The following is a 25,274-nucleotide window of genomic DNA, read 5'->3' as shown; positions in this document are numbered from 1 at the left end:
TGCTATGACTTTGTGGCTGTTTATGAGGAGGATTCTATGAAAAGATCAGTACTTCTTGCCATCCTACTGCTGGGTTTGGTAGTGTGTCTTGCTGGGTGCGATAAACATAATCAAGACCGTAATTTGCTGACTGACGGAAAAGAAAAGACTCAAGCACCGGTAAACACAAATGTGGATGAAGGAAAACTTGCCAATGCCCAAATACCTGTAAGCGAGAAGCATGGCAGAGAAAACAATGTAACAACTGCTAAAAATGAAAAAATAGAAGTAATAGTAACTAAGGATTTTGGAAAAGAGAAACTCTTAGAGGTTAAAGTTAATTTTAAAAAAAATATGTCTGTAATGGATGCCCTTCTTCTGGCCGGCGCTGATGTAAAGACCTCTTACGGAGGTGGGTTTGTCAGCGGTATTAATGGCTTATTGACAGATACTGGCGGGGTATCAGGTGTAAGAAAAGATTGGTTTTACTATGTTAACGGGATTTTTGCTGACGTTGGAGCTTTAGATTACGAACCCAAACCGGGTGAAATCATCTGGTGGGATTATCATCCCTGGAAGCTGTCTCAAGGTATACCTGCTGTTGTCGGCTGTTTTCCTGAACCATTTTTGCACGGCTTTAGGGGTCAAGTTAAGAAGACTACCATCATGTGTGGTTCTGGCGAAACAGAGCTGGCTATAAAATTAAAAGAAAGCATGAAAGATTACGGTATTTTAAGAGTTGATGTACAGGAGATTAATGCTGAAATGCTTACGCAGAGAGAAGGCCCCACTATCCTTATCGGCGAATGGGAGAAGCTAAAAGATATTGCCTGGATGAAAGAATTAAACAATGCTTACAAAAAAAATGGCACCTTTATTCACTTTACAGAAAGTAGTATCGAATTATTGGACTATCAGGGGGAAGGGGTTAAGAAATTGCAGGGGAGTGCCGGAGTAATCGTTGCTACTGGTGAAGGCAGCGGTGATGACAGTCCGCTTTGGCTTATTTCTGGTACGGATAGAAGAGGTTTTGAGGAAGCTGTAGATGTTTTAGTTAAGTGTCCCCAAAAAATTATGGGCATGTACAGTGCTGTTGTTTTGCCCGGAGAGATTATTAGACTACCTTTGTTGAGGGATTAAAGATGTTTATTTACAGAGAAAGAGATAATCTAATTTATAGAATCCATCCTTTAACCTCAATTTTCTATATCTTTACAATAGCCCTGTTATCTTTGGTTTTTTCCCATCCGGTTTTTCTTTTGGCCCTTTTTCTGGCCCTGGGTATGGTTATAGTATCTGCAGAAATTACCAGGGAGTGGGTAACCTGTCTCAAATTTAGCCTGGGCTTTATTTTAATTATTATAATGGTAAACTGTCTTTTTGTAAGAGCTGGTACTACGGTACTCTTAGTAGGGCCAGTCATGCCGGGAATCGGGAAGATTAGAATAACTTTGGAGGCTCTGTGCTATGGAGCAGGGATGGGGTTGAGATTTTTCGTTATTATCAGTGCTTTCTGTCTATATACACATGCTGTTCATCCCGATAAAGTTTTAAAGCTTTTAGGCAAGTGGGGCAACAAAACAGTACTGGCATTGAGTCTTGCAACTCGCTTGTTCCCTTTAATGACCAGTGATTTTCAAAGAATTATGGAAGTGCAGCGCTGCCGGGGAGTAAACTTTCAGGAAAATCATTGGCAGAAAAAACTTAAAAAACTTGTGCCTGTCATTAACATTATGCTTTTGTCCAGTCTGGAAAGGTCTTTTCAGCTTGCTGAATCCATGCAGGTCAGAGGATATGGTTTGGGCAAGAGGTCCCATTATACTGAGGAATTATGGCATCCTAGAGATATTCTGATTATTACCTTTGTTGCTATAGGTATTATTATGGGAACCTGGTTAGTCTTTGCCGGCTGGACTAGTTACCGGTATTATCCCAGGTTACAGCCAGTAGATTTACAAGAGATCGTAATGGCTGGATTTCTGAGTATCTTCTTCATATTTCCTGCCTGTCTGAACTGGGGGTGGAAAAAATGGCCCTTGTTGAAGTCAAGGATTTGACTTACTATTATCCAGAAACGGATAAGCCAGCGCTAGATAAGATAAATCTTTCTATCAATGAGGGAGAATTTGTACTGATAGTAGGCGGTTCCGGCAGTGGAAAGTCTTCTTTGGTCAGGGCTTTAGCTGGACTTATACCTGACTTTTATGGCGGGAAATATGGCGGCAGTGTTAGTATTGCTGGTGTTGAGTTAAGGCAGATGGGTAGAGAGAGCCTTGTACAAAAGGTTGGCATGGTATTTCAAGATCCTGAAAGCCAGCTTGTCATGACCAATGTGGAACAGGAACTGGCCTTTGGCTTAGAAAATCTGGGCTTACCCAAGAGCCTCATGAAAAGAAGGATTATGGAAGTTGCGGAGGCTTTAAGTTTAACTCCTTTACTAAAAAGTAATACTCCCGAATTATCAGGGGGGTTAAAACAAAAAGTAGCCCTTGCTTCCATTCTGGCTATGCAGCCGGATATTTTAATCCTGGACGAACCCACTTCCCAACTGGACCCAGTGGCTGGAGAAGAAATACTCACCATCATTAGAAGATTGAATGAAGATAACGGCATTACGGTTATTCTGATAGAACAAAGGCTGGAAAGGTGTTTTCATCTGGCTGACAGGTTTTTAGTAATGGAACAGGGCCAGATTGTTTATAACCATACTGATCGGGGAGAAATCGCCAAATGGGCTGTAGAGAATAAGAGCCCCTTTATTCCGCCCTTGGCCAAGCTCTTTACTGTTGCTGGGTTTTCAGAAATCCCCCTAACAGTTAAGGAAGGGAGAAAATTGTTAAAAGCAGTTTCTTCAGTTAGTAACCAAGAATTTAAAAAAGAAGAGAGTAACCCTAGAACTGTTAGCTCAGGCAAGAAAGAACCTTTGGTAGAAATTGAAAAAATGTGGTTTGCCTACGAAAACGGCACCGAAGCTTTACAAAATATTAATTTCAAAATTTATCCAGGAGACCTGATTGTTTTAATGGGAGAGAATGCTGCCGGGAAGACTACTTTATTAAAAAACATCAGGGGTCTACTAAAACCTACAAGGGGAAAAATAAAAATTTTACACCAGGATATCCGCGAAACAAGTGTAGAACAGCTGGCGGGGATAGTGGGTTATTTATCTCAGAATCCCAACGACTATCTTTTTTTGCCGACAGTTAGGGAAGAGCTGGCTTTTACCTTACAAAACCTTTGTTTAAAGGATAATGGTAAGATTGATAAATGGCTGGAAAGGTTAGATTTAACCAGGTATGCCATGTCAAACCCCAGGGATTTAAGCTCTGGTGAAAGACAGAGAGTAGCTTTAGCTTCTGTATTGGTAGCCGAGCCTCAGCTTATCCTTCTGGATGAACCAACCAGAGGTCTAGATTATGAATTAAAGAATAACCTTGGTCAATTATTATTAGAATTACAAAAAGAAGGTAAAGCCCTTTTGGTAGTGACCCATGATGTAGAATTTGCGGCAGAATTTGCCCAAGAAGTTGTTTTAATGACCCAGGGTACTATTATAGCCAGGGGCAGTAAGTATGAGATGTTGACCCAGTCTACTTTTTATTCGCCCCAGGTTAGTAAATTATTTAACAAATTCGATGATACAGTAGTAACTCTTAGGGAAGGAGAGCAGGCTTTAAAAAGGCTTATCATTGCTGCGAGAAATTTATATTAAGTTTTGAAGCAAGGAGGCAGAACCTTATGGTTAAAAGCAAAATAAAATATATTGTTAGTTTACTACTGGTTTTCCTGCTTCTAATGACTAACCCGGTTATAGCCGCTTCGGGATCTGCTGACAAACAGGTAGCAGAGAATATTAAAAAAGCTGTTGCTTATTTGGCTGCTGTGCAAAATTCCGATGGTGGTTTTCCGAGTGAGAAAGGCCGTAAAAGCAGTATGGGTATAACGGCTTGGGTAATAATGGCCCTAAGGGCTGCAGGAGAAGATGTAAAAAGCAACAAATGGATGAAAGGTGGCCGAAATCCATTAGATTATCTTAATACAGGAAGTAATCTTCTTGAAGCCACGAATGATTATGCCAGGACTTTGTTAGCTTTAACGGCAAGTAAGTGTGGGGCTGAATTCAATGGCATCGATTTGGCTGAAAAAATCATTTCCTTTCAGCGGGACAATGGGCAATTTGCTCAACCAGACTTAGGGGAACTAGAACTTGTAAACAGCCATATGTGGGCTATTATTGCTTTGGCTTCTGCAGGACGGGAAATCCCTAATAAGGATAAAGCCAGGGAATGGCTTTTATCCCAGCAAAATGAGGATGGCGGATTTGGCTGGGCCCTTGGAGGGGAAAGTGATCCGGATGATACAGGAGTTGCCATAACGACTCTTGTGTTATTGGGAGAAAATCCCCAAGACTCTACGGCCATACAAAAGGCTCTTAAGTATTTAAAAAAGTGCCAGGAGGCCGACGGCGGTTTTGTATGGACAGGGCAAAGAAGTAATGCGGCTACTGATGCCTGGGTAATCCAAGGGCTTGTAGCTGTTGGAGAAGACCCTTTTAGTGTTGGTTGGCAAGCCAATGGAAAGAACCCTGTAGCCCATTTATTAAGTTTACAAAACAGTGACGGGTCTTTTAGCTGGATGAAGGATGTTGTCTCTTCGCCAGTACTGATGACTGCGTATGCTATAATGGCTTTGGCACAGAGACCTTTTCCAGTAAATATAGATTTTTTACAAAACTCTGAGGGTGCACAAAAGTATCCCTTTACCGATCTGGATAAACACTATTGGGCTTATAATCCTATAATGGAGTTAATCCAGGCTAAAGTTTTGGGTGGATACCCTGATGGTACTTTTCGACCGGAAAACCCTGTAACCAGGGCTGAATTTACCAAATTTATGGTTTATGGGCTAGGGCTTGCTGCCTTAGAAAGTAATTCTGCCCGGCATTTTAAGGATGTTCCTATGGAGCACTGGGCTCATACAGTCATCTCCATAGCCTATGACCAAGGATTTGTTAAAGGGAAAACGCCGGAAACCTTTGATCCTGAGGGGAAAATTACAGGCGCAGAACTTGCTGCTATGCTTGTGAGAGCACTCCCTTTAGATGAGCAGATTCTAATTAAAGCAGGTCCTTACTGGTATTCTGGGAGTGTAGACATGGCCTTGGAAAAAGGATTGTTATATCCAAGCTTTGACCATAAGAATTATGTCACCCGAGCCCAGTGCGCCTATAGTATTGCAAAACTAAGAAGCCTGACAAAAAACCAGTAAGCTAAGTAAATCACTAAGCAGTTAAGCTCAACTAAAAGTTTCATAGTTTTAGGGGCATGTACAATGAAAAAAAACTTTTGGCTAATCGTAATTCTTGTTGTTGTTTCTCTCTTGGGCATTAGTATTATCTCTTTAGACAATATCAATTGGGCAGTTCTTTCTGCGGTGATACTAGCGTTGGCTTTGCTTGCTTTTTTCTGGCGCTTTGAACAAAAGGAGGTCTCTGCCAAGGAAGTTGCACTAGTAGCGACCATGGCAGCCTTAGCCGCAGTTTCCAGGATCCCTTTTGCGATAATTATGAGTGTGCAACCCACCACTTTTATCGTAATGATTACTGGTTATGTTTTTGGAGTTCAGACAGGTTTTATGGTAGGAGCTCTGGCTGCACTGGTTTCTAATTTCTTTTTAGGGCAGGGGCCCTGGACACCCTGGCAGATGGTTTGCTGGGGCTTGTGTGGAGTGACAGCTGCCCTTCTAGCCAAAAAAGAAAAAGAGTTTAATCTAAGAAATTTTATCATTCTTGGAGCTTTCTGGGGCTATCTTTTTGGCTGGATTATGAATATATGGCACTGGGTTGGCTTTGTCTATCCCTTAACACTGAAAACCTTTATGGCTACTTATCTTGCCAGTTTTCCTTTTGATACTTTACATGCCCTTGGTAATATTGGTTTCTCTTTAACTTTTGGCCGCACATTTTACAGTATCTTGCGGCGCTTTAAAAATAAAATTAGTGTAATTACTTTAGATTAGACTACTTGCATTGAACAAAGGGGTTAAACCCTAAGATTCAGTAGAATATATTGAATTTATCAGTAACCCAAAATATGAGAACGTTTTTTTGTAAAGCGTTAAATAAAACCAGAGATAATAAACATGCAAAAACATGTTGAAAACCTAAATGTTATTACAGAATAGGGCGTAAATTGATACAAAATTTATTTTTAATCAACAAAAATTACTATTTTCTCCAAAGGGTACTGGCAAACCTTAGCGAATATTTTTATTGAGCCTAAATTAAAGTAGTATACTTAAATTGGGTTTCCCAGGAAGAGCTAAATTACTAATAAAATTTCGTGGTGATAAATTTAGGAGGCGTCAAGTGTACATCGATATTGTAGTGCTCGGTTTGTTAATGGGATTACTAATGGGAGGAAGAATTAAGAACTTGGGACGGTTACCCTTAAGGGGGACAGGCTGGTTTATACTCCTGGGAGTCATCGAAGCCAGCATGCAGTTTACTCAAACTCCGGAAAGACAGTTCCTTTATAAATCGTTAATTATGTTTGCTGGTGCCTTAATGATGTTGTTATTATGGGCTAACAGGCATATTCCCGGCGTCAAGTTAAGTTTAATCGGTCTTTTCTTAAATTTTCTTGTGATGGCGGCAAATGGCGGACGAATGCCTGTCTCTCAGTGGGCGGCAGTGATTTCAGGTCAATCAGATTATCTGCCTGAACTCCTTTCAGATATAAGCGCCCGTCACGTAATTATTGGGTCTGCCACAAAGCTGGTCTTACTGGCTGATATTATACCACTGCCCCCCCCTTACCCCTTTCCCAGAGTACTTTCCATCGGTGATGTAATACTTTTTGCAGGGATAATTAGAATTATCATTAAGGGTATGTTAGAGAGGAAGAGTGCGGCCACAGCCGATTAAAACGAGATTCTTAGGTCCTATAAATACGGAATATTCCGATTGTATTAACCCAAACATTTTTTGTTTGAAGGAGGTGTGGAATGATGGTTCGCTGGATGGTCGTATTGACAGCTTTAGTATCCATGCTGATGACAGCCGCTTCCGGCTGGCGCTGGTAACTGGAAATGGTATAAGTGATGTGGCAGCCTCATTCTGACCTTGGCATCCTGGAATCCTCATTATTTTAAAATGAGAGCTGCCACATTCGAAACGGGCAATCCCAATGAACTACCAAAAGATGCAATATTTTTGTCTATAATTAGTATAAATACTCAATACTCTCTGGTTTTGTCCGAAAAGAGGTGGGATTTATGAGGCATCTTTGGCCTTTCGTAATTGGAATTGACATTGTTGCTGCGGCTATCATTTTTTACAGCCTCAGGGGTCCCTTGATTGACTCAATGAATATTATCTGGCAGTTACTGTTTGCTTTATTGTTTATCCTGGCCGAATTATACCCACTAAACATTAACCAAGACGGCGATATGACGGTAAGCAGTTCATTGCAAATTGCCGCCTTATTAATTGCGGGGTTAAAGGTAACACTTATCGGCCTGGTAATCGGGGGGATTGTTTATGGCCTTATTCAGAAACGTCCCCTTATTAAAACTTGCTTTAATACAGCGCAAACCATCATTTCCTCTGCTGTTACGTATTATGTGTTTACAGCAGTGGGTGGACAAGCAGGGCTTTTGACGGCCCATGCCTTAATCATGCCGGTTGCCTATATGCTTCCTAATACGCTCCTGGTTTCCTGGATTCTATCTTTATCACAGCGACTGCCCCTTTGGCTAACTTGGTTGGAGTTAAACAAGGATACCGTTGCCCACAGCGCCATTTTGGGAATCGGAGGGCTCACTTTCGCCGGGTTAGTGCTTTCATACGGTTGGCTGGGCAGCTTATTAGTCATTGTGCTTATTATTTTTTTGCGGACAATTTTATATCAGGCCAGTCTTAATCTTCGTACCATGCAAGCACGTTTTGTCCAGACTGTTAAAGTTCTGATGACGGCCTTGGAATTACGGGACCCTTATACCCATGGTCACTCCAGCCGTGTGGCGGTGTGGTCCCGTAAAATAGCGCAGGAAATGGGGTTAGCGCCCAAAGAAGTGGAAATGATTGAAATGGGTGGACTTATGCATGATGTTGGTAAGGTTGGCGTACCTGATACCATTTTGAATAAACAGGGAAAATTAGATTCGGATGAATTTGAACTGATAAAGAACCATACCACCTTTGGTGAACAGATCTTGTTAGGTATGGAAGGAATGGAAACTGTCGCGTCTATGGCCAGACAACATCATCTTTACTATAACGGTGACAAACGAGGCTATAACGACCAGGTTGTGGGTGAGAATATATTTATTGGTTCCCGTATTTTGGGTGTGGCCGATGCCTGGGATGCCATGACAACAGACAGGCCCTACCGGAAAGCCCTTTCTCTCGAGAAGGCCGTAATCGAACTCATCAAAAATAAAGGAACCCAGTTTGACCCACAAGTGGTGAATGCCTTTCTTAGAGTACTACAGCGGGAAGGTGTTATCCCTACGGAGCAGACTTTGTTGGAAATCTTGGAAAAAAAACAAATTTATTATGCTCCCACCCAGGCAAAGTGATTGGGTGGGTTTTATTTTTTTAGATAAACCCAGGGACGAGCAGGAAATTAATTATGTTTAAAAAATTGTCAAAAGAAAAAGGGAAGAATAATTTTTTGTAGAAATTTAAATATAGAGGTGATAGAAATTGTACATTCAATTTTATGGAGCGGCGGGAACTGTAACAGGTTCATGTTTTCTCATTACCACAAAGAATGAACGATTTTTGGTAGATTGTGGTATGTTTCAGGGGTCTAAAGAATTAAAAGAAAACAATTATAAGGATTTTCCTTTTAACCCCTCGGAAATAGATTTTGTTGTGTTAACCCATGCCCATATTGACCATAGTGGTTTAATCCCCAAGCTTTATAAAAAAGGTTTTCAGGGTTTGGTTCATACAACTAAGGCCACCCGGGAATTATGCGCAGTGGTTTTACCGGACAGCGGTCATATTCAGGAAATGGAAGTTGAACGGAAAAACAGGAAGTTTTTAAGGATGGGTTATTCTTTGATCGAACCAATTTATACAGTAAAAGATGCAGAAACTTGCCTGCAAAATTTTAAAGGCTATCACTATGAAGAGATGATAGAGATCACGCCAAATGTTAAGGTTAGATTTCAAGATGCAGGACATATTTTGGGTTCTGCTTTGATTGAAGTTTATCTTACGGAAGACGGCATCAGTAAAAAAATTGTTTTCTCTGGGGATATAGGGAATATCAACCAGCCCATCGTGGATGATCCCACAGTCATCAGAGAGGCGGACATCATAGTCATGGAATCTACCTATGGGAACCGTTACCACCTGGAAGCAGAGGATAGGCTGGAAATTCTTACACGTGTCGTAAAGAATACCATGAAAAAGGGCGGTAATTTAATTATTCCTGCTTTTGCCGTAGAAAGAACCCAAGATCTTATTTACCATCTCATGGAATTAAAGGACAAAGGGGTTTTACCGGAACTCAACATCTATATTGATAGTCCTATGGCTGTAGAGGCTACAGAGGTATTTACCAGAAATCCACAGTTCTTTGATGAGGAGGCCCTGGCCATTTTTCAGAAAAAAGGTGGGCAAAACCTTTTCACGGGTGAAGGGATCCATTATGTACGTACGGCAGAGGAGTCTATGCAACTTAATAAGATAAAGAGCGGGGCTGTGATTATCTCTGCCAGCGGGATGGCTGAGGCCGGCAGGATAAAACACCATCTTAAGCATAATCTCTGGCGTCCTGAATGCACTGTCCTCTTTGTAGGTTACCAGGCGGAAGGAACATTGGGCAGGCGTATCCTGGACGGCGAAAAAAAGGTGAAAATCCATGGTGAAGAGGTTGCTGTCAAAGCGGATATTGTAAGGATTGATGGCTTTTCAGCCCATGCTGATCAAAAAGGTTTGGTGGAATGGTTAAAGGGTTTTCAAAAAACACCAGATAAGGTTTTCCTGGTTCACGGAGAAGAAGATGCCCTTAATACCCTGCAAAGAGTAATTCTAAGTGAAACCGGTATAAGAGCCGAGATTCCTCATTATGGAGCAAGATATGATATTGCCAGTGATACAATGGCTAATGAGGACACTAACATCTTTAAAGCGATTCCGGCAACAACCAGCCAGGAATTATTACATGCTTTTAACACCATTAAAAGGCGCATTGAGGAACTGGCTAAAATGCCCGAAAAAGACACCAGGCTGTTACAGCGTCTTTTAGCACAAGTCCACGAAGTGGAAAGAGAAATCAACAAGGCTGTTTAAGATGGAATGGACCCTTTATTTGTTAAAATGCGCCGATGGTTCGATTTATACAGGTATTACCAAGGATTTAGAACGCAGGTTAAGGAATCATCAAGAGGGGAAAGGTGCCAAGTACACAAGGGGTCGACATCCTTTCTCCTTACATTTCACGTATAAGGGATTGACGTACCGCCAAGCCCTGCAATTAGAGTACATCATTAGGCGGTTACCTCACGATAAGAAAGAAGACCTGGCAAGATATGGCACTGACTACGTATTAGGATTATTAACTGAAAAATAGGAAAAGAGGGGGCGTGACAAAGCCCCTTTTTTGATGGGCTAAATCAGTATAGGCCAGGTGACACAAGGACTCATTGACACTTTATTATGTACGTGGTAGGATTTATTGAGATTGGAATGGATGGGAGAGGGGTGTATACATCATATGAGAGTAATCATCATTGGCGCGGGAAAAGTTGGCTATAACATTGCTCAAATACTGGCCTACGAAAACCAGGATGTGGTAGTCATTGAACAAAACGAAGAAAGAGCGCGCCATCTGGAAGAAAATCTTGATGTCCAGGTAGTGATAGGCAGTGGTGCCAGCTGCCGGACTTTGGAAGAAGCAGGGATCAAAGAAGCCTCTCTCCTGGTTGCAGTTACCGAGATTGATGAAGTAAACATGATCGCCTGTATGATGGCCAAGCAGTATGGGGTTCTCAAAACCATTGCCCGGGTGAGGAATCCGGAATACGTAGAAGATAATAAGCTGAACAAAGGAGCGATTTCAGGAATTGATCTCATTATCAATCCTGAACTGGTAACAGCCAAGGAAATAGCCAAGCTCATTGAAGTACCGGAAGCTTTGGATGTGGTCTATTATGCGGACGGAAAAATACAGTTACTGGAACTAAAAATCCCCGGCCATGCTCCTGTTGCCGGTAAAAAAATGAAGGACCTGAAATTTAACTGTCCTTTTTTAATTGTGGCCATCGTTAGGGAAGGCCACATGATCATACCCCGCGGTGATGACGTGGTATTACCCGAGGATATCATTTTTATCCTGGGTAAAACTAAAGAAATGATTCGAATTGAGAGATTTTTAGGAACAGAAAGACAAAAAGCCGAACGAGTAATGATCTTAGGTGGTGACCTTACCGGGTACCACCTGGCGAAAATATTGGAGGAAAGAAAGATCTCGGTCAAGGTTATTGAAAAAGACTATAAAAGATGTATGGAGATTTCCAAACATTTGGAGAACACACTGGTATTACACGGTGATGGTACTGATCTGGACCTTCTTAAAGAAGAGGGGGCAGGAGAAACTGATGTATTCGTTTGTCTTACCGATGACGACAAACTGAATCTCTTAGTTGCTCTCCTATCCAAACACCTTGGTGCAAAACGGACCATTGCCCAGGTGCGACGCTCCGACTACATTAGCCTCATGGAGGGTGTTGGTGTTGATGTGGGGATAAGCCCCAGGATACTGACGGCCAACGCTATTCTACGCTTTATCAAAAAAGGGGTTAATGTTGTCTCTGTAACCCTGCTAAGTCAAGCTCAGGCTGAAATGATGGAGTTAGTTGTTACCCCCGAATCAAAGGTAGTAAACAAAAAGTTAAAAGAATTGGTCTTTCCCACCGGCGCCATTATTGGATCTATTTACCGCAATAACCAAGTGATTGTACCAACAGGGGAAGATTACTTGAAGTCCGGTGACACAGTGACCGTCTTTGCCCTACCCAAGGCCATAGGCAAGGTTGAAGAGTACTTTACAGCTAAATAAAGGGGTTCTAAGATGAATTATCAAAAAATTATCTCCTCATTAGGTATTATGTTAATGATTATCGGCGTCTCCATGGTATTGCCCCTGATGTGGTCCTTATATTACGGGGATTCTGACTGGCTGGCTTTTTTGGGTAGCAGTATAGTTACCTTCCTGGCTGGTTTTGTCGCCCATAAAGCAACTAAACTGGAAGGGACTTTTCACAACCGTGAAGCCTTTATCGTAGTCACTTTTAGCTGGCTGTTGGCTTCGGCCTTTGGCGCCATACCTTATATTTTAACCGGTACTTTTACCTCCTATGCCGACGCCTTTTTTGAGACTATGTCCGGTTTTACCACAACGGGAGCCAGTGTTTTGACTGATATTGAGTCTTTACCCCATGGAGTATTGTTTTGGCGTAGTTTAACCCACTGGCTGGGTGGAATGGGTATTGTTGTGCTGTTTATCGCTATTTTATCCTCCCTGGGCACGGGGGGCATGCAAATGTTTAGGGCGGAATCACCGGGTCCGGTAGCGGAAAAAATAAAACCCCGTATCAGTGAAACGGCTAAAATCTTATGGTACACCTATCTCCTGTTTACTATAGTTGAAACCTTGCTGCTCTGGTTACTGGGGATGCCCCTTTTCGATGCTTTGTGTCATACTTTTGGGACCTTAGCTACGGGGGGATTTTCTACTAAGAATGCCAGTATCGGCTATTATACTAATCCTATGATTCACTGGGTTATAACAATTTTTATGTTTATGTCCGGTGCTAATTTTGCGTTGTACTATCAGGCTCTCAGGGGCAGGAGTTTATGGACTTTTTGGCGTAATCCGGAATTTAAATTATATTCCTTGATTGTACTGGCTTCCATTGCTTTTGTCTCCTTCGATTTATTTCTTGCAGGAATAAAGGGAATAGGCAATATTTTAAACCTGGCAAGTTTTCAGGTTGTTTCCATCATTACAACTACAGGTTATGCTACCGCCGATTTTGACCGCTGGCCTTTTTTCTCCCAGGCTATCCTGGTGGCTTTAATGTTTGTAGGAGGATGTGCAGGTTCTACTGGCGGTTCTATTAAAGTGGGACGTATCCTGGTTTTACTTAAACAGTGCCTCCTGGAATTACAAAAGGTGGTTCACCCACGGGCCATTATGAACTTAAAAATTGGCGCTAAAAATGTTCCTCATGACATTGTGATAAATATTCTGCAGTTTTTCTTTATTTACATCTTAATAACAATTTTCGGTACAGTTTTTATGGCTCTGCTTGGATTAGACCTGACCAGCGCCTTTACTGCTGTGGCAGCAACATTGGGTAATGTTGGCCCCGGCCTGGCCAAGGTGGGTCCGGTACAGAACTATAGTTTTATACCGGCCACTGGCAAATATATGCTTTCTATCTTTATGCTGCTGGGCCGTTTGGAACTGTACACGGTACTGGTGCTAATCCTGCCTTCTTTCTGGAAAAAATAATAGAAATAAGGAATTATTTGTTTATACTTGAGGAAGTGGAGTATAATATAACTGATAATAATTTTCACGCAGGTGATGTAATGCCGATTAAATTGGAGGATATTAGAACACGTTTGCATGCCAAGGATTATAAGTTAACGCCGCAAAGACAGCTTATTGTTAAAGTATTCTCGGAAAATCCCAATGAACATCTTAGTGCTGAGGATGTTTACGGCTTGGTAAAGGAGGAACATCCTGAAATAGGCCTGGCTACAGTGTATCGTACCTTAGACCTTTTAGCACAGTTGGATATTTTGCGGGTGATGAATTTTGGCGATGGCCGAAGCCGCTATGAATTGACGGATATTGATGACCATCACCATCACCACCTGATTTGTCTCCAGTGTGGTACTGTGGCGGAATTCAATGACGATCTTTTAGAATCCCTGGAAGCAGTGGTACAAAAAAGGAATGGTTTCAAAGTCCAGAATCACCAGCTAAAAATGTATGGTATTTGTAAAGAATGTCAAAGTAAAGAAAATGAGAAATAAGGAAAAAAGCTAAGAACAGTTGATTCTTAGCTTTTTTGTTAACACTGCCAGCATTGTATTATTCTCCGGTGTAACAACCGGTATGGATATTAATAGACCAAAATCTGTTTGTAATATATTCCATAGTGACTACCGGTTCATTGGGTTCAATTGGTTTCCCGCATTTCAAACAATACTCTTTTTTCCTGGCCTCATTTAAAAAGATACTCCGTTCTATCCGGGACCACTTTTGCCAGCTTTTCCAGCCTGTTTTACATAAGGCTGCCCTGTTTTCCAGGTCAGCAAAAACCCATTTCAATAAACGGTGAAAACCGAAAGCATAACGGGCGTGTTTCACGAAATTCTCAGGTAATCCGAGGCTAATTACATAACGATTAAAAGCTTCTTCTACTTTTTCCTGCAGTGTACCTTCAATAATTGTACTTTTCCACCGGTAGCCTTGATCTGATAACCAGCCGCGTAAGCTGTCAAACATATAGCCACGGCATATCTCAATGGGCTCATCGTGTGATACGGAAAACCTTTGAAAAGCTTCCCGCACAATATCTATAACACATTCTTGATATTTTTTTTCAGGGAAGAGAGGCGGCTGATAATAAGGTAGAGGAATGATATCAAAGTAATATTCCCTGGTTTCTGCGCGCATGACCCCGATACCGGTCCCGCCGATTAAGCTGCCGCTGCCTGCATCATCTATCTGAATCATTTTTTGCACCTCACCTTTTAGTATGGCTGGTAAAGCTGATAAGTATTAGGTCCCGGTAAGGAAGGGAGCAGGTAGAAATTGACGATGTTTCCTGTTACAAAGTATAATAGAAAAGAATGAATATATAGTGTAATCATTCGGAAAGTTACATAATGTGGTAATTTTTCCCGCTAAGATACAGCATTTGAGGAGGCAAAAGGGTGAAGACAAAAGAATTAGATGGCCGGCTATGGTTAAAGTTAATCGTAACGGCCAGTAAATACCTTGAAGATAGAAAAAATCTGGTGGATTCCCTAAACGTGTTTCCCGTTCCTGATGGAGACACGGGAACCAATATGAGCTTAACTATGGCCTCGGCTGCCAAAGCAGTTTTACAAAAACAAGACGAACATATTGGTAACTGTGCCAAACAAGTCGCTTATGGTGCTTTGATGGGTGCCAGAGGCAACTCTGGTGTTATACTTTCTCAATTATTTGCCGGTTTTGCTAAAAGGGCGGAAGGATTAGATTCTCTCGGCCCTCAGGTGTTTTCTGAAGCATTGGAGAGTGCTGTACAAGCAGCCTATAAAGCCGTGATGAATCCAGTAGAAGGGACAATACTCACCGTGGCCCGGGAAGCATCTGAAGCCGGTCGTGAAGCTGCAATCCAGCCTCATGCCACCATTGATTCAGTATTAGAAGCCGCACATAAGGGAGCCATAGCCTCTTTACAAAGAACACCGACTCTTTTACCGGTATTAAAACAAGCAGGCGTAGTAGATGCTGGCGGCCAGGGTCTGGTGTATATTCTGGAGGGTATGCTGTCCTCCCTTAAAGGTTTAGATGTTTCGGATTTAGTGATAGAAACAGAAGAATTTAAACCAGCGGTGGCGGCAGCGGGATATGCGCCCAATGGTGATGTGCTGGAGTACCAGTATTGTACTGAATTTATCCTGAAAAAAACATTAAATGACCTGCCCCTTGATACGATTAGGAAAAACCTTACCGATAAAGGAGACTGTCTTCTGGTAGTGGGAAATCCTGATACGGCCAAAATACACATTCATACCAATTACCCTGGGACGGTACTGGATTATTGTATAAATTTTGGTTCCCTCCATGAAATACAGATACATAACATGAGCGAACAAAATAAAGAGATGCAGCTTAAAGCGCGGGCCAAAAAACATTTAGGACTTATCGCTGTGGCCGTTGGCAATGGTTTGGTAGAGATCTTCAAAAGTCTAGGGGTAGACATTATCATATCTGGTGGTCAGACCATGAATCCCAGCACAGAAAATTTCGTGGAAGCCATTGAGAATATTTTGGCGGAAGAAGTCATTATTTTACCCAACAACAGTAACGTCGTCCTGGCTGCCCGGCAAGCGGCCAAACTTTCCAGTAAACCCGTGGAAGTTATTAACACAAAAACAATACCCCAGGGTATTGCCGCACTAATGGCTTTTAATGCCGAGTATGACCTTATGGCCAACAAGTCCAAAATGGAAGACGCAAGTAAAGAGGTAATTTCTCTGGAAATAACCTATGCGGTACGTGAAGCCCAGTTTGAAGGGCATGATATCCAAAAAGGACAAATACTTGGGCTGGTAGATGGCAAACTAGTCACCACAGGCAGTAACGTGAAAGACACAGTGGAAACTGTTATTGATAGGACCTTGCGGAACGACCATGAATTGGTGACGATTTATTATGGCGAAGGGATTGGGGAAGAGGAAGCACACAATCTGGTAGAATACCTGGCAGATAAGTATCCGGGCATCGATTTTGAATTACACTTTGGTGGCCAACCCTTGTATTATTACCTAATATCCTTAGAGTAAAAAATGAGGTGTTATGATGAGTCAGGTAAAGATTGTTACTGACAGTACAGCCGATTTACCTCTGGCCTTGATAAAGGAATTGGGTATTACTGTTGTACCTCTTAAAGTCCTCTTTGGGGAAAACGTTTACTGTGAAGGTGTTGATATCAGCGCCAGGGAATTTTACGAGAAATTGAAGGAAAGTGATAAGCTCCCCACCACATCCCAGCCTTCACCGGGAGAATTTCAGGAAGTATTTAATAGTCTTTCGGCGGACGGCTCTTCTGTAATTTCCATTCACATTTCCGCTAACATGAGTGGGACATACCAGGCTGCCTTGATTGCGAAAAATGCTTTGCCTGGTAGAGATATCACCGTCATTGACAGTAAACTTGTTTCCATGGCCTTAGGTTTGGTGGTGATTGAGGCTGCCCGGGCGGCCAGGGCAGGCAAAAATAAATTGGAAATTATCAATATTGCCCATAACGTAATGAATAAGGTAAATACATACTTTGTGGTGGATACTCTGGAATACTTGCAAAAAGGAGGGCGTATTGGTAAGGCTCAGGCCCTTTTGGGCACCATGTTGAATATCAAACCCATACTCACCCTCCAGGATGGTTTTGTGGCATCTTTTGAAAAAGTAAGGGGAAAGGGGAAAGCATTAGAACGGATTTTAGAACTGGCCCGTAAATTTTCCGATGCCCATGAAGGCCGCGAGATTCGTTGTGCGCTGGTCCATGCTGATGTGCTCGATGAAACAATTGCCTTCCATAAACGTATGATTTCCGAACTCAGGTGTAGTGAACACATTATTTCTGATATCGGGGCGGTAGTAGGTACCCATGCTGGTCCCGGCACCATAGCCTTGTTCTTTTATGCCGATTAACCGGCATTTTTCTTTATATGCTGGAGTTGTAATAATATGATGGATAAAATGAACAATCTCATTTTATGTCTGGGAACATCAACGAAAGAAAATACTCTTTTGACATTTTCTCCCGGGCAAAAGTTTATGGCTACCGTGGTTTCAAGGGAAGGAAATAACTATATTTTGCAGTTGGGGGCCCGGTTAATTGTTGCCCAATCCCATATCCCCCTGGAAATCGGCCAGGTTATGCGCCTTCAGGTTTTAAGCCATGAAGGCCAAAAGGTTCTCTTTAAAACTATACCGGCCGGGATGGAGGAAAAAGAAGTTAAAAAAGAAGATCCTTTAAAACAATTGATGAAAAAATATGGGTTTTCCATCGATAAAGAGATGACAAAAATTGAAACAGCTTTAAGAAGAATTCCGGTTGCCCAAGGAGAAGCTTTGCGTTATTTGGTGGATCCCCATATCATGTTGGCTTTACTTTTCCCCAATAATAAACAAAAGGGTGGCTATGAGTCCATAGAGATATTACACTATGGGCAGAAAGCTAAAGATAAGAAGATTTTTGAAATTCACATGCAGATGGATTATAAAAAATTAGGACATATCCAGATTGTGCTCACAGTAGTAGATGGATATACCTATGTCCAAATGTGGCCGGAACAGGAAGATACGGAAATTTTACTTAAGGAGCGCATCGGTATTCTGAAGACAGCCACTACTATTTGCCAGGTCGTCCCCGCACCCATGGGTCCTTTGATTCGAAAAGAAGTGCGAGACAGTATTGATTGCACTGTATGAGGTGAGAAAATGAAAGGTAAAAAACAGGCTGCAGCTCTGGACTATAATCTGGAAGAGCCCCAAGGGGCACCGAAAGTCATAGCTGTGGGTGAGGGTTTGATGGCGGAGAAAATCTTAAGCGTAGCCCGGGACCACGGGATACCTATCCTGGAAAACAGGGAAATAGTGGCGAAACTTATAGAAGTACCCCTGGGGACGGAAATTCCTCCTGATCTGTATGAAGCGGTAGCCCGGGTTCTTGCTTTTTTGTACCGGCTTGATCAAGAAAAAAACAGTAAAAACAGGGAAGAAAGCTAAAAAGCTGGCTTCCCTGTTTTTATTTAGTTTATGTAGTTATTTTAGATAAGCTTCATGGGTGAACCACAACAATCTGCAGCACAGTTGGATTGGGCTCTGCATCTATCACAATAATATGTTCCCTGCTGCACCATGGTTTGTCCACAGCAGAATCCCGGAAGTCTTGACTTTTTACCGCATACTGGACATGCGTAACCAGCCAATTTAGGTCACCTCCTTCAATAATTTCCCATTTATAGCTTTACCAAAAATTTAGTAAATATTACCAGCAATATACAAAAATATAATGGAAATCTCATAATTTTATTAGGAAATATCATACTAGAAATAGCACTATAAAATTAGGTGATATAAATGAAAAAAAATTGGCGACAGGCTATCTGTATTATGCTGGTATTTTTGCTGGCAGCGGGTTGCAGTAGGGTACCTCAATTAAGACCTAAGAAACAACAAGAAGAGCAAAACAAGACCAAAATTGCCGTAAGCATACCCAATTCCACCAACGAAAACTATATAGTTTTGAAAGAAATCATGACGAAAAAAGCTGGAGAAGAAAAAATGGAGATTTCCTGGCTCGATGCCCAGAATGATCCCCTGAAACAGGACAAGGATTTGGAAGAAGCACTGAAAGAAAAGGTTAAAGTTATTATTGTACAGCCGGTCAACCCCGAAATGTTAACCAAGAAGTTTGGGGATATCCAGAAAAAAGATGCGAAGATTATCGCTCTTGGTTCTCTACCGCCAGACAGCACGGCTGATGCCTTTATCACCCCTGATTTTGAGAGGGCCGGGGAAATGCAGGCCCAGCAAATGCTACAAACTATTAAAGGAAACGAGCCTTATACGGTTTTGTTGCTGAGGGGTTCACGGGGGGACCCTATTGCTGAACGTATTGTAAAAGGTAATTTGAATGTTTTGCGTGAAAATAAAAACATAGGAGCCATCTGGACGGAGGAAATAGTAAACTGGGATCCTTCATTGGCCTTTAATGTTGTGAAAAAGTATCTGGAAAACAATAAAATTCCTCAAGCCATTTTAGCTTCCTCACCCGAATTGTCATTAGGTGCCTTGCAGGCTCTGGAGCAAAAAGGTATGGCCGGGAAAGTTAAGACTTTTGGTATTGGCACCGACCAAAAAATTGTGGAAGCCATGGAAAAGGGATACCATGCAGCAGAGATCGATATCATGCCTGAACTGGTTGCTCAAGTTTCGCTTCAAGCGGCCAAGGATTTGGAGAAAGATGAGCCCTGGGAATACGAACAGCTTATAAATAACGGAAGCCATACGGTACCCGCAAGGTTTACACCCATTCGCGCCATAACCAAAGAAAATCTTTCGCTGATGAAAGAAAGGCTGGAAACTATCAAGAAACAACGGGAGAAAAAAGAGAGCCCGGAAAAAAAACCTGGCGGTAACCAAGGGGGGGGGGAATCAACAAAGCCAGCAGCAAGAGGGTGGGAGTAATCAACAAGGACAAGGCCAAAAAGGTAAAAAGACTGTAGTCAAGATAAAAACCAAAGATGGGCAGGAATTCCAGATGAATATCACCGGGGAAGTGGAAAGTATAGAAATAAAGGGTGAAGAGGAAGGTAAAAAAGAAAGAGAAGGTCAGCAGCAGGGAGGATCGGGCCAGAATCAAGGTGGTTGAAAAAACCACTTTGATTTTTGTCGTTAGTAACCAATATTTGTTGCTCAACTTCCTGTGCTGCGTATATAATTATCTGTGCAAGATTATTGGACAAGGGGATGAGAAGACATTGCTGCAGACAAAATGGGGCGGGACCCTTTTAGTTTCGGGAGGACATTTTTGGGTAGATTTCTATGTAAATATGTTACCTCCTTTGTTGCCTTTTATAGGCATATTATGGGGCTTAAATAACACCCAACTAGCCCTGGCTGTAACGGTACAAACTATAACAGCCAATTTCCTGCAGCCCGTATTTGGCTATCTCATTGACAAAGCAAAGTGGAACTGGTCATTAGGTCTGGCCTTAGCGGCTATTGCCATACCCATGAGCCTGCTGGCTTATGTGCAAAATTATCCTCTGTTTCTCTTTTTGGTGGCTTTGGGAGGATTAGGCTCAGCCTTATATCACCCCTTAGGCGCTACTAAAGCCGTAGAGGGGGCAAATTCACACAAAGCCATCAAAATGTCTGTGTACAGTGCGGGTGGCAATTTCGGCTTCGCTTTTGCACCGGCCATCACTGCACTTATTGTGGCCAAATGGGGTTTAAACGGCCTTGTATATCTGGTCATTCCGGGACTTATCTGGATTATGTTGCTCCGTCTTATACCTAAATCCGAATCCGAAAAAATATATGAAGAGCCGGTTTACTGTGCCAATGATGGCAGGAATTACCGTTCGTTGTGGATGCTGAGCGGCATTGTGGGTTTACGTTCCTGGCTCGTAACGGCTACAACCACATTCATTCCCCTTTGGCTGGTGGCTCAGGGAACAGATGAAAAGCAGGCCGGGTTGGTTCTTACTTACTATTTACTGGCCGGGACATTGGGAGGTTTTCTTTGTGGTTATATCTGCCCTCTGTTAGGCAAAAAGAAAACACTTGCGGTCTATTTCTTATTGACGCTTGTGGTCCTGCCACTTTATTTTTACGTCAGCCCCCCTTTACGTAACTGGGTTCTGGTGATATTGGGCCTCATCATCCATGGTACAGGGCCCGTCACAGTGGTTATTGGCCAAGAACTATTACCGGAACGGGCAGGGTTAGCCTCAGGTATGACCATGGGCTTTGCCTTCGGCCTGGGCGGGATAGGCACTTCTCTCACCGGAATGTTAGCTGATAAAATGGGGTACATACCTGCTCTTTTAATGACAGCTCTTCTTCTCATACCAGCCCTCATTTTAACTGGTTTCCTAAAGCTATCGGAAACCTCAGCAGTAAAGAAAGAAGAAGGGGTATTATTATGAACCCCTGTGTAGAATTTGTACCCATTAACATAGAAGGAAAAACGGGAATAGATGTGGTTATACATTCGGAAGAGGCCACCCTGGCAGATTATCTTTCGGCTTTAGAAGAATATATTGAGAGGGGCACGTACCAGAGAGTACGGGCGGAGACTGGAAAATGCGAGGGCTGTGATGTCTGCTGCCAGGAACGAGTCCCCCTTACCAGTTTAGATGTATTGGTACTACAAAAGGGCCTAGCCCCCGGGCTGCCTTTGGGGGAATTTTTCAAGAGGTTTACTAATGTTTGTGTTTCGGGCCCTGTGGTGGATATTACTCTGGCCAGGCAGAGTGACGAGAAGTGTATCTTTTTAAACAGGGAGACCCGCCGCTGTTTAAACTACAATGAACGTCCTCTGGTCTGCAGGACCTATATCTGTACGCCTCTTGCCCCTAGAGCGAGAAAATTAAGGGATACCATTGTCAATACGGGAGAGGACGAGTTAGTACGGTTGTGGTTCAGGTCATCTGTAAAAGATGGGTTAGTGATTCACGAAGCCTGGGACCCGGAAATAAACGAAGAAGACTGGTCAGAAAATGCCTGGACCGGTAAAATAACTCCCCAACAGGTCTATTTAAAGGATATTGTCCCGTCAAGTTTGTGGAACGAGCTGTATGAGAAAGGTGAGTAGTTTTGTTTAACATTGTCCTGGTTGAACCGGAAATTCCTGCCAATACGGGGAATATAGCCCGAACATGTGCGGTTACAGGCTGCAGCCTGCATCTTGTAGAGCCTTTGGGTTTTTCCATTGATGACAAACATTTAAAACGAGCGGGTTTGGATTACTGGCATCTTTTAGATGTACACATCTATAAAAGCCTGGATGAATTCCTTGTGAAAACTAATCCTGAGCTATACTTTTTAGCCACTACCAAGGGTGCGCAATGCTATACAAAGATATATTACCCACCAGGCGCCTACTTAGTTTTCGGCAAAGAGACCAAAGGTTTACCGGAGAGTTTATTACACAAATATCCGGACAAGTGTTTCCGCTTGCCCATGCGGGAAGACGCCCGTTCTTTAAACCTTAGCAATTCTGTTGCTGTTATGGTTTATGAAGCTCTAAGGCAGCACGATTTCCCTGGCTTGAAATGAAAACGACGTTATCCGATTACCGCTTTCCGACTTCCGACATAGCGAGACTTGTGCCTGTGGCATTACCGATTTTCCAATTTTTATAGCAAGTCTTTTTATTAATATTTTTCTTCAACAAAAAAACTCCTGAGATCTCAGGAGTTTTTTGTTCGGTAAAAATCAACTGTTCGGATATCTGATATCGGATGTCGAAGCGGCGAAGTCGCATTACCTTTATAGTAGTAGTGGTACGCCCGGTAGGAATCGAACCTACGCACCTGGCTCCGGAGGCCAGCGCTCTATCCACTGAGCTACGGGCGCCTAGTGGGAGAAAAAATAACATTATTGAGTATATACCATAAAAGAAGAATTGTCAAAGGTAAATCAAGGATTTAGACGGGTCCATCTATGGGAATCCCTTTCATAGTATTTTTGCATTACCCGGGTAAAAGACCGGTTTAAGTCTAAACCCTGGGCATTGGCAAAACACAAGATAATAAATAAGATATCGCCCAGTTCTAGTTCTAAATCAGTTTCGGGCTCCTCAGGTTTTTTTGGTTTTTCGCCATATAAATGGTTGACCTCCCGGGCCAGTTCACCCACTTCTTCCATTAGACGTAAAGTCATGGAGGAAGGCTGCCAATAGCCTTCGGCGAATTGCCTTATCCAGCGGTCTACCTCCAACTGCATTTCCGATATGTCCAGGTTTCTCACCTCCACACATATTCTGGCACAGATTCCGGTGAAATACAAGGCAAGTTGTATTCTAACCACTGAGAAACACTTTTAGGCTGGCAGAAAAAATAATAGGCATTCGCTATGATGTTTGCTAAAATGGAAAAGTGAAAAAGACGAAGGAGAGAAAGCAAGTGTACCTTTTTAACAGGGCGAAAAATTACAGTGTCAAACTAGTGGGTGACGAATTGTGGGCACAGGTGAGTCTAACCGATACAGCACATGAAATGGTGCTTGAAGCCAAAGCCAGTCTGGCGGATTTAACGATCATAGATGTAAAAGCATGGATGGTTCGTACTCCGCACACACTATGTAAAGACGTAGAAAAACGTATCCAAAGCTTAAACGGTATCCCCATTAAGTCGGGCATAACAAAAATTGTTCAGCAAAAACTGGGTGGTCCCCAGGGCTGTTATCATTTGGCCGATTTATTTTTAGATATGGTGAAAGTGATCAAACAAGGGAAATACAGTTGGGTCCATCATCATTACAGTCCGGAAGAGAGAGTACATATTTTTAATCAGGAATTAAAAGATACCTGCTATTATTATTCCCGGAACAGGGAAGAACAGGAGGGCGACTTAAATGCTTAAAGAATCGCAGATTCGCGACATCAATCTTGCCCCTAAAGGAGAGCAAAAGCTCAGTTGGGTGCAAAAATTTATGCCTATACTTAACCAGATTAAAGACAAGTTCAGCGCCGAACAACCCTTCGCCGGGAAAAAAGTGGTTATTTGCCTGCATCTGGAAGCAAAAACAGGTTATCTTGCGCAAGTGATAAAGGCAGGAGGTGCCGAAGTTACCGTAGTAGCCTCCAACCCTTTGTCCACCCAGGACGATGTAGTGGCAGCCCTGGTACAAAACGGCATCCGGGCTTATGCCTGGCATGGGGCTACTGATGCCGAATATCACCAGCACCTGAAACTTGCCCTGGAGACAGAACCCAACTTAATCATTGACGACGGGGGGGACCTTGTTTCACTGCTTCATGGGGAATATCAGCATTTAATTCCCGCTGTCACCGGGAGCTGTGAGGAAACCACTACAGGTCTGATCAGACTGCGCAGCATGGAAAAGACTGGAGTCTTAAAAATACCCGTTGTCGCCGTCAACGATGCTTATATGAAATATTTATTCGATAACCGTTATGGTACCGGACAATCGGTTTGGGATGCCATAACAAACACCACCAACTTAGTAGTGGCAGGGAAGAATGTGGTAGTGGTAGGCTACGGCTGGTGCGGTAAAGGCGTGGCCTTACGGGCCAAAGGTTTGGGGGCCCGGGTAATCGTCACGGAAATAGACCCTATCAAAGCCAATGAGGCTATCTTGGACGGTTTTGAAGTACTGCCCATGCAGAAGGCGGCTGCCCTTGGTGACTTCTTTATTACCGTAACCGGCAACAAGGCTGTGATCCGCAAAGAACACTTCAGCGTGATGGCTGACGGCGCAATATTGGCCAATGCTGGCCATTTTGATGTAGAGATCAGTAAACCCGATTTAAAAGAACTGGCTGTGTCGGTTAGAACGGTCAAGCCTAACGTAGAAGAATTTGTTTTACAGGACGGACGAAAACTCTTCTTGCTGGCCGAAGGCAGGCTGGTCAATTTGGCCTCCGGAAACGGGCACCCTGTGGAAATAATGGATTTGTCTTTTGGCATTCAGGCCTTGTCGCTGGCCTATCTAGAAAAGAACCGGGAGCAGCTGCGCCCGGGAGTCATCCCTGTTCCCACTGAGATTGATCAGGGCGTGGCCAGGCTCCGCTTAGAAGCCCTGGGCCGCCAGATCGATGAACTAACACCGGAACAAAAGCAATATCTCAATGACTGGGCGATGTAAGAGGAGAGGGGACACACCTGCTTATCTTAGGAGTTACTAGTTATTGGTGATTTTTGTCGGACTTCGGAAGTCGGAAAACGGAAAGCGGTAAAAGGGAAGGGAATGTCCCCAATTACTTCTTTTGAGACAGGAATGTCCCCAATA

The 25,274-nt window shown here is 42.8% G+C and carries 24 protein-coding genes and 1 tRNA gene; 22 read left to right on the top strand and 3 right to left on the bottom strand.

The features are described from left to right. The first annotated feature begins 36 nt into the window (after positions 1-36). From BR63_RS05565 to BR63_RS05510, 12 genes are all read left to right on the top strand, one after another. On the top strand, positions 37-1,119 hold the full coding sequence (locus BR63_RS05565) for a DUF4430 domain-containing protein (protein WP_051966055.1): 1,083 nt from the start codon (positions 37-39) through the stop codon (positions 1,117-1,119). Positions 1,120-1,121: 2 nt separating this feature from the next. Next, the gene (locus BR63_RS05560) at positions 1,122-2,036 is read left to right on the top strand and encodes an energy-coupling factor transporter transmembrane component T family protein (RefSeq protein ID WP_034424199.1); all 915 of its coding nucleotides are present in this window, start codon (positions 1,122-1,124) and stop codon (positions 2,034-2,036) included. After that, positions 2,009-3,691 (top strand): ABC transporter ATP-binding protein, encoded by a 1,683-nt coding sequence (locus tag BR63_RS05555; RefSeq protein ID WP_034424196.1) that lies wholly within the window; start codon positions 2,009-2,011, stop codon positions 3,689-3,691. The genes BR63_RS05560 and BR63_RS05555 overlap by 28 nt, the downstream gene beginning before the upstream one ends. A 26-nt stretch (positions 3,692-3,717) precedes the next feature. After that, on the top strand, positions 3,718-5,247 hold the full coding sequence (locus BR63_RS05550; RefSeq protein WP_051966052.1) for an S-layer homology domain-containing protein: 1,530 nt from the start codon (positions 3,718-3,720) through the stop codon (positions 5,245-5,247). 63 nt (positions 5,248-5,310) lie between these two features. After that, entirely contained in the window at positions 5,311-5,997 is a 687-nt protein-coding gene (locus tag BR63_RS05545; protein ID WP_034424193.1) for an ECF transporter S component, read from the top strand. Between the two features lie 349 nt (positions 5,998-6,346). Further along, positions 6,347-6,904 carry a DUF5317 domain-containing protein gene (locus tag BR63_RS05540; RefSeq protein ID WP_051966050.1) on the top strand — a complete coding sequence of 186 codons (558 nt, stop codon included), beginning with the start codon at positions 6,347-6,349 and terminating at the stop codon, positions 6,902-6,904. A 350-nt stretch (positions 6,905-7,254) separates the two neighbouring features. Continuing rightward, a complete protein-coding gene (locus BR63_RS05535) occupies positions 7,255-8,559 on the top strand; it encodes an HD-GYP domain-containing protein (protein ID WP_034424190.1) in 1,305 nt (434 codons plus the stop codon). Positions 8,560-8,686: 127 nt separating this feature from the next. Beyond that, positions 8,687-10,285: an MBL fold metallo-hydrolase RNA specificity domain-containing protein gene (locus tag BR63_RS05530; protein WP_034424188.1), complete on the top strand. Its 1,599-nt coding sequence runs from the start codon at positions 8,687-8,689 to the stop codon at positions 10,283-10,285. A gap of 1 nt (position 10,286) precedes the next feature. Continuing rightward, positions 10,287-10,565, top strand: a complete 279-nt coding sequence (locus tag BR63_RS05525; protein WP_051966048.1) for a GIY-YIG nuclease family protein — start codon at positions 10,287-10,289, stop codon at positions 10,563-10,565. A gap of 144 nt (positions 10,566-10,709) precedes the next feature. Continuing rightward, positions 10,710-12,053: a Trk system potassium transporter TrkA gene (gene trkA / locus BR63_RS05520; protein ID WP_034424186.1), complete on the top strand. Its 1,344-nt coding sequence runs from the start codon at positions 10,710-10,712 to the stop codon at positions 12,051-12,053. A gap of 12 nt (positions 12,054-12,065) precedes the next feature. Further along, on the top strand, positions 12,066-13,511 hold the full coding sequence (locus tag BR63_RS05515) for a TrkH family potassium uptake protein (protein ID WP_034424183.1): 1,446 nt from the start codon (positions 12,066-12,068) through the stop codon (positions 13,509-13,511). An 80-nt stretch (positions 13,512-13,591) separates the two neighbouring features. Continuing rightward, positions 13,592-14,041, top strand: a complete 450-nt coding sequence (locus BR63_RS05510) for a Fur family transcriptional regulator (RefSeq protein ID WP_034424180.1) — start codon at positions 13,592-13,594, stop codon at positions 14,039-14,041. Positions 14,042-14,099: 58 nt separating this feature from the next. Here BR63_RS05510 and BR63_RS05505 read toward each other — a convergent pair whose 3' ends face one another. Then, positions 14,100-14,747, bottom strand: coding sequence for a hypothetical protein (locus BR63_RS05505; RefSeq protein WP_034424178.1), 648 nt, complete (start codon positions 14,745-14,747; stop codon positions 14,100-14,102). 200 nt (positions 14,748-14,947) lie between these two features. On the opposite strand from BR63_RS05505, the gene BR63_RS05500 reads away from it, so the two are divergent. From BR63_RS05500 to trmL, 8 genes are all read left to right on the top strand, one after another. Further along, positions 14,948-16,567: a DAK2 domain-containing protein gene (locus tag BR63_RS05500; protein ID WP_034424171.1), complete on the top strand. Its 1,620-nt coding sequence runs from the start codon at positions 14,948-14,950 to the stop codon at positions 16,565-16,567. A 13-nt stretch (positions 16,568-16,580) separates the two neighbouring features. After that, complete coding sequence (locus BR63_RS05495; protein WP_207724766.1) at positions 16,581-17,435, top strand: DegV family protein; 855 nt, start codon at positions 16,581-16,583, stop codon at positions 17,433-17,435. Between the two features lie 36 nt (positions 17,436-17,471). Further along, a complete protein-coding gene (locus BR63_RS05490) occupies positions 17,472-18,218 on the top strand; it encodes a flagellar hook-length control protein FliK (protein WP_034424163.1) in 747 nt (248 codons plus the stop codon). Between the two features lie 9 nt (positions 18,219-18,227). Next, positions 18,228-18,515, top strand: coding sequence for an EscU/YscU/HrcU family type III secretion system export apparatus switch protein (locus BR63_RS05485; RefSeq protein WP_034424161.1), 288 nt, complete (start codon positions 18,228-18,230; stop codon positions 18,513-18,515). 354 nt (positions 18,516-18,869) lie between these two features. After that, a complete protein-coding gene (locus BR63_RS05480; protein WP_034424158.1) occupies positions 18,870-19,979 on the top strand; it encodes a sugar ABC transporter substrate-binding protein in 1,110 nt (369 codons plus the stop codon). 293 nt (positions 19,980-20,272) lie between these two features. Further along, on the top strand, positions 20,273-21,445 hold the full coding sequence (locus BR63_RS05475) for an MFS transporter (RefSeq protein ID WP_153802139.1): 1,173 nt from the start codon (positions 20,273-20,275) through the stop codon (positions 21,443-21,445). Beyond that, positions 21,442-22,113, top strand: coding sequence for a YkgJ family cysteine cluster protein (locus tag BR63_RS05470; RefSeq protein WP_051966046.1), 672 nt, complete (start codon positions 21,442-21,444; stop codon positions 22,111-22,113). Before BR63_RS05475 ends, BR63_RS05470 begins: the two co-directional genes overlap by 4 nt. A 2-nt stretch (positions 22,114-22,115) precedes the next feature. Beyond that, positions 22,116-22,577 (top strand): tRNA (uridine(34)/cytosine(34)/5-carboxymethylaminomethyluridine(34)-2'-O)-methyltransferase TrmL, encoded by a 462-nt coding sequence (gene trmL, locus BR63_RS05465; protein ID WP_034424154.1) that lies wholly within the window; start codon positions 22,116-22,118, stop codon positions 22,575-22,577. A gap of 225 nt (positions 22,578-22,802) precedes the next feature. Here trmL and BR63_RS05460 read toward each other — a convergent pair. Both BR63_RS05460 and BR63_RS05455 read right to left on the bottom strand, forming a co-directional pair. Continuing rightward, positions 22,803-22,877, bottom strand: a tRNA-Arg gene (locus BR63_RS05460). Positions 22,878-22,940: 63 nt separating this feature from the next. Further along, positions 22,941-23,261 (bottom strand): nucleotide pyrophosphohydrolase, encoded by a 321-nt coding sequence (locus BR63_RS05455; RefSeq protein WP_081908248.1) that lies wholly within the window; start codon positions 23,259-23,261, stop codon positions 22,941-22,943. Between the two features lie 164 nt (positions 23,262-23,425). Between BR63_RS05455 and BR63_RS05450 the strand changes: the two genes are divergently transcribed. Further along, complete coding sequence (locus BR63_RS05450; protein ID WP_034424150.1) at positions 23,426-23,884, top strand: DUF2889 domain-containing protein; 459 nt, start codon at positions 23,426-23,428, stop codon at positions 23,882-23,884. Beyond that, entirely contained in the window at positions 23,877-25,130 is a 1,254-nt protein-coding gene (locus BR63_RS05445; RefSeq protein WP_034424148.1) for an adenosylhomocysteinase, read from the top strand. The genes BR63_RS05450 and BR63_RS05445 overlap by 8 nt, the downstream gene beginning before the upstream one ends. The last annotated feature ends 144 nt before the right edge of the window (positions 25,131-25,274 follow it).

This window comes from Thermanaerosceptrum fracticalcis, from assembly GCF_000746025.2.
In the GTDB taxonomy this organism is placed as follows: domain Bacteria; phylum Bacillota; class Peptococcia; order DRI-13; family DRI-13; genus Thermanaerosceptrum; species Thermanaerosceptrum fracticalcis.
Note: the sequence above shows the minus strand (reverse complement) of the source record. Positions and strands in the feature narration are given on the sequence as shown.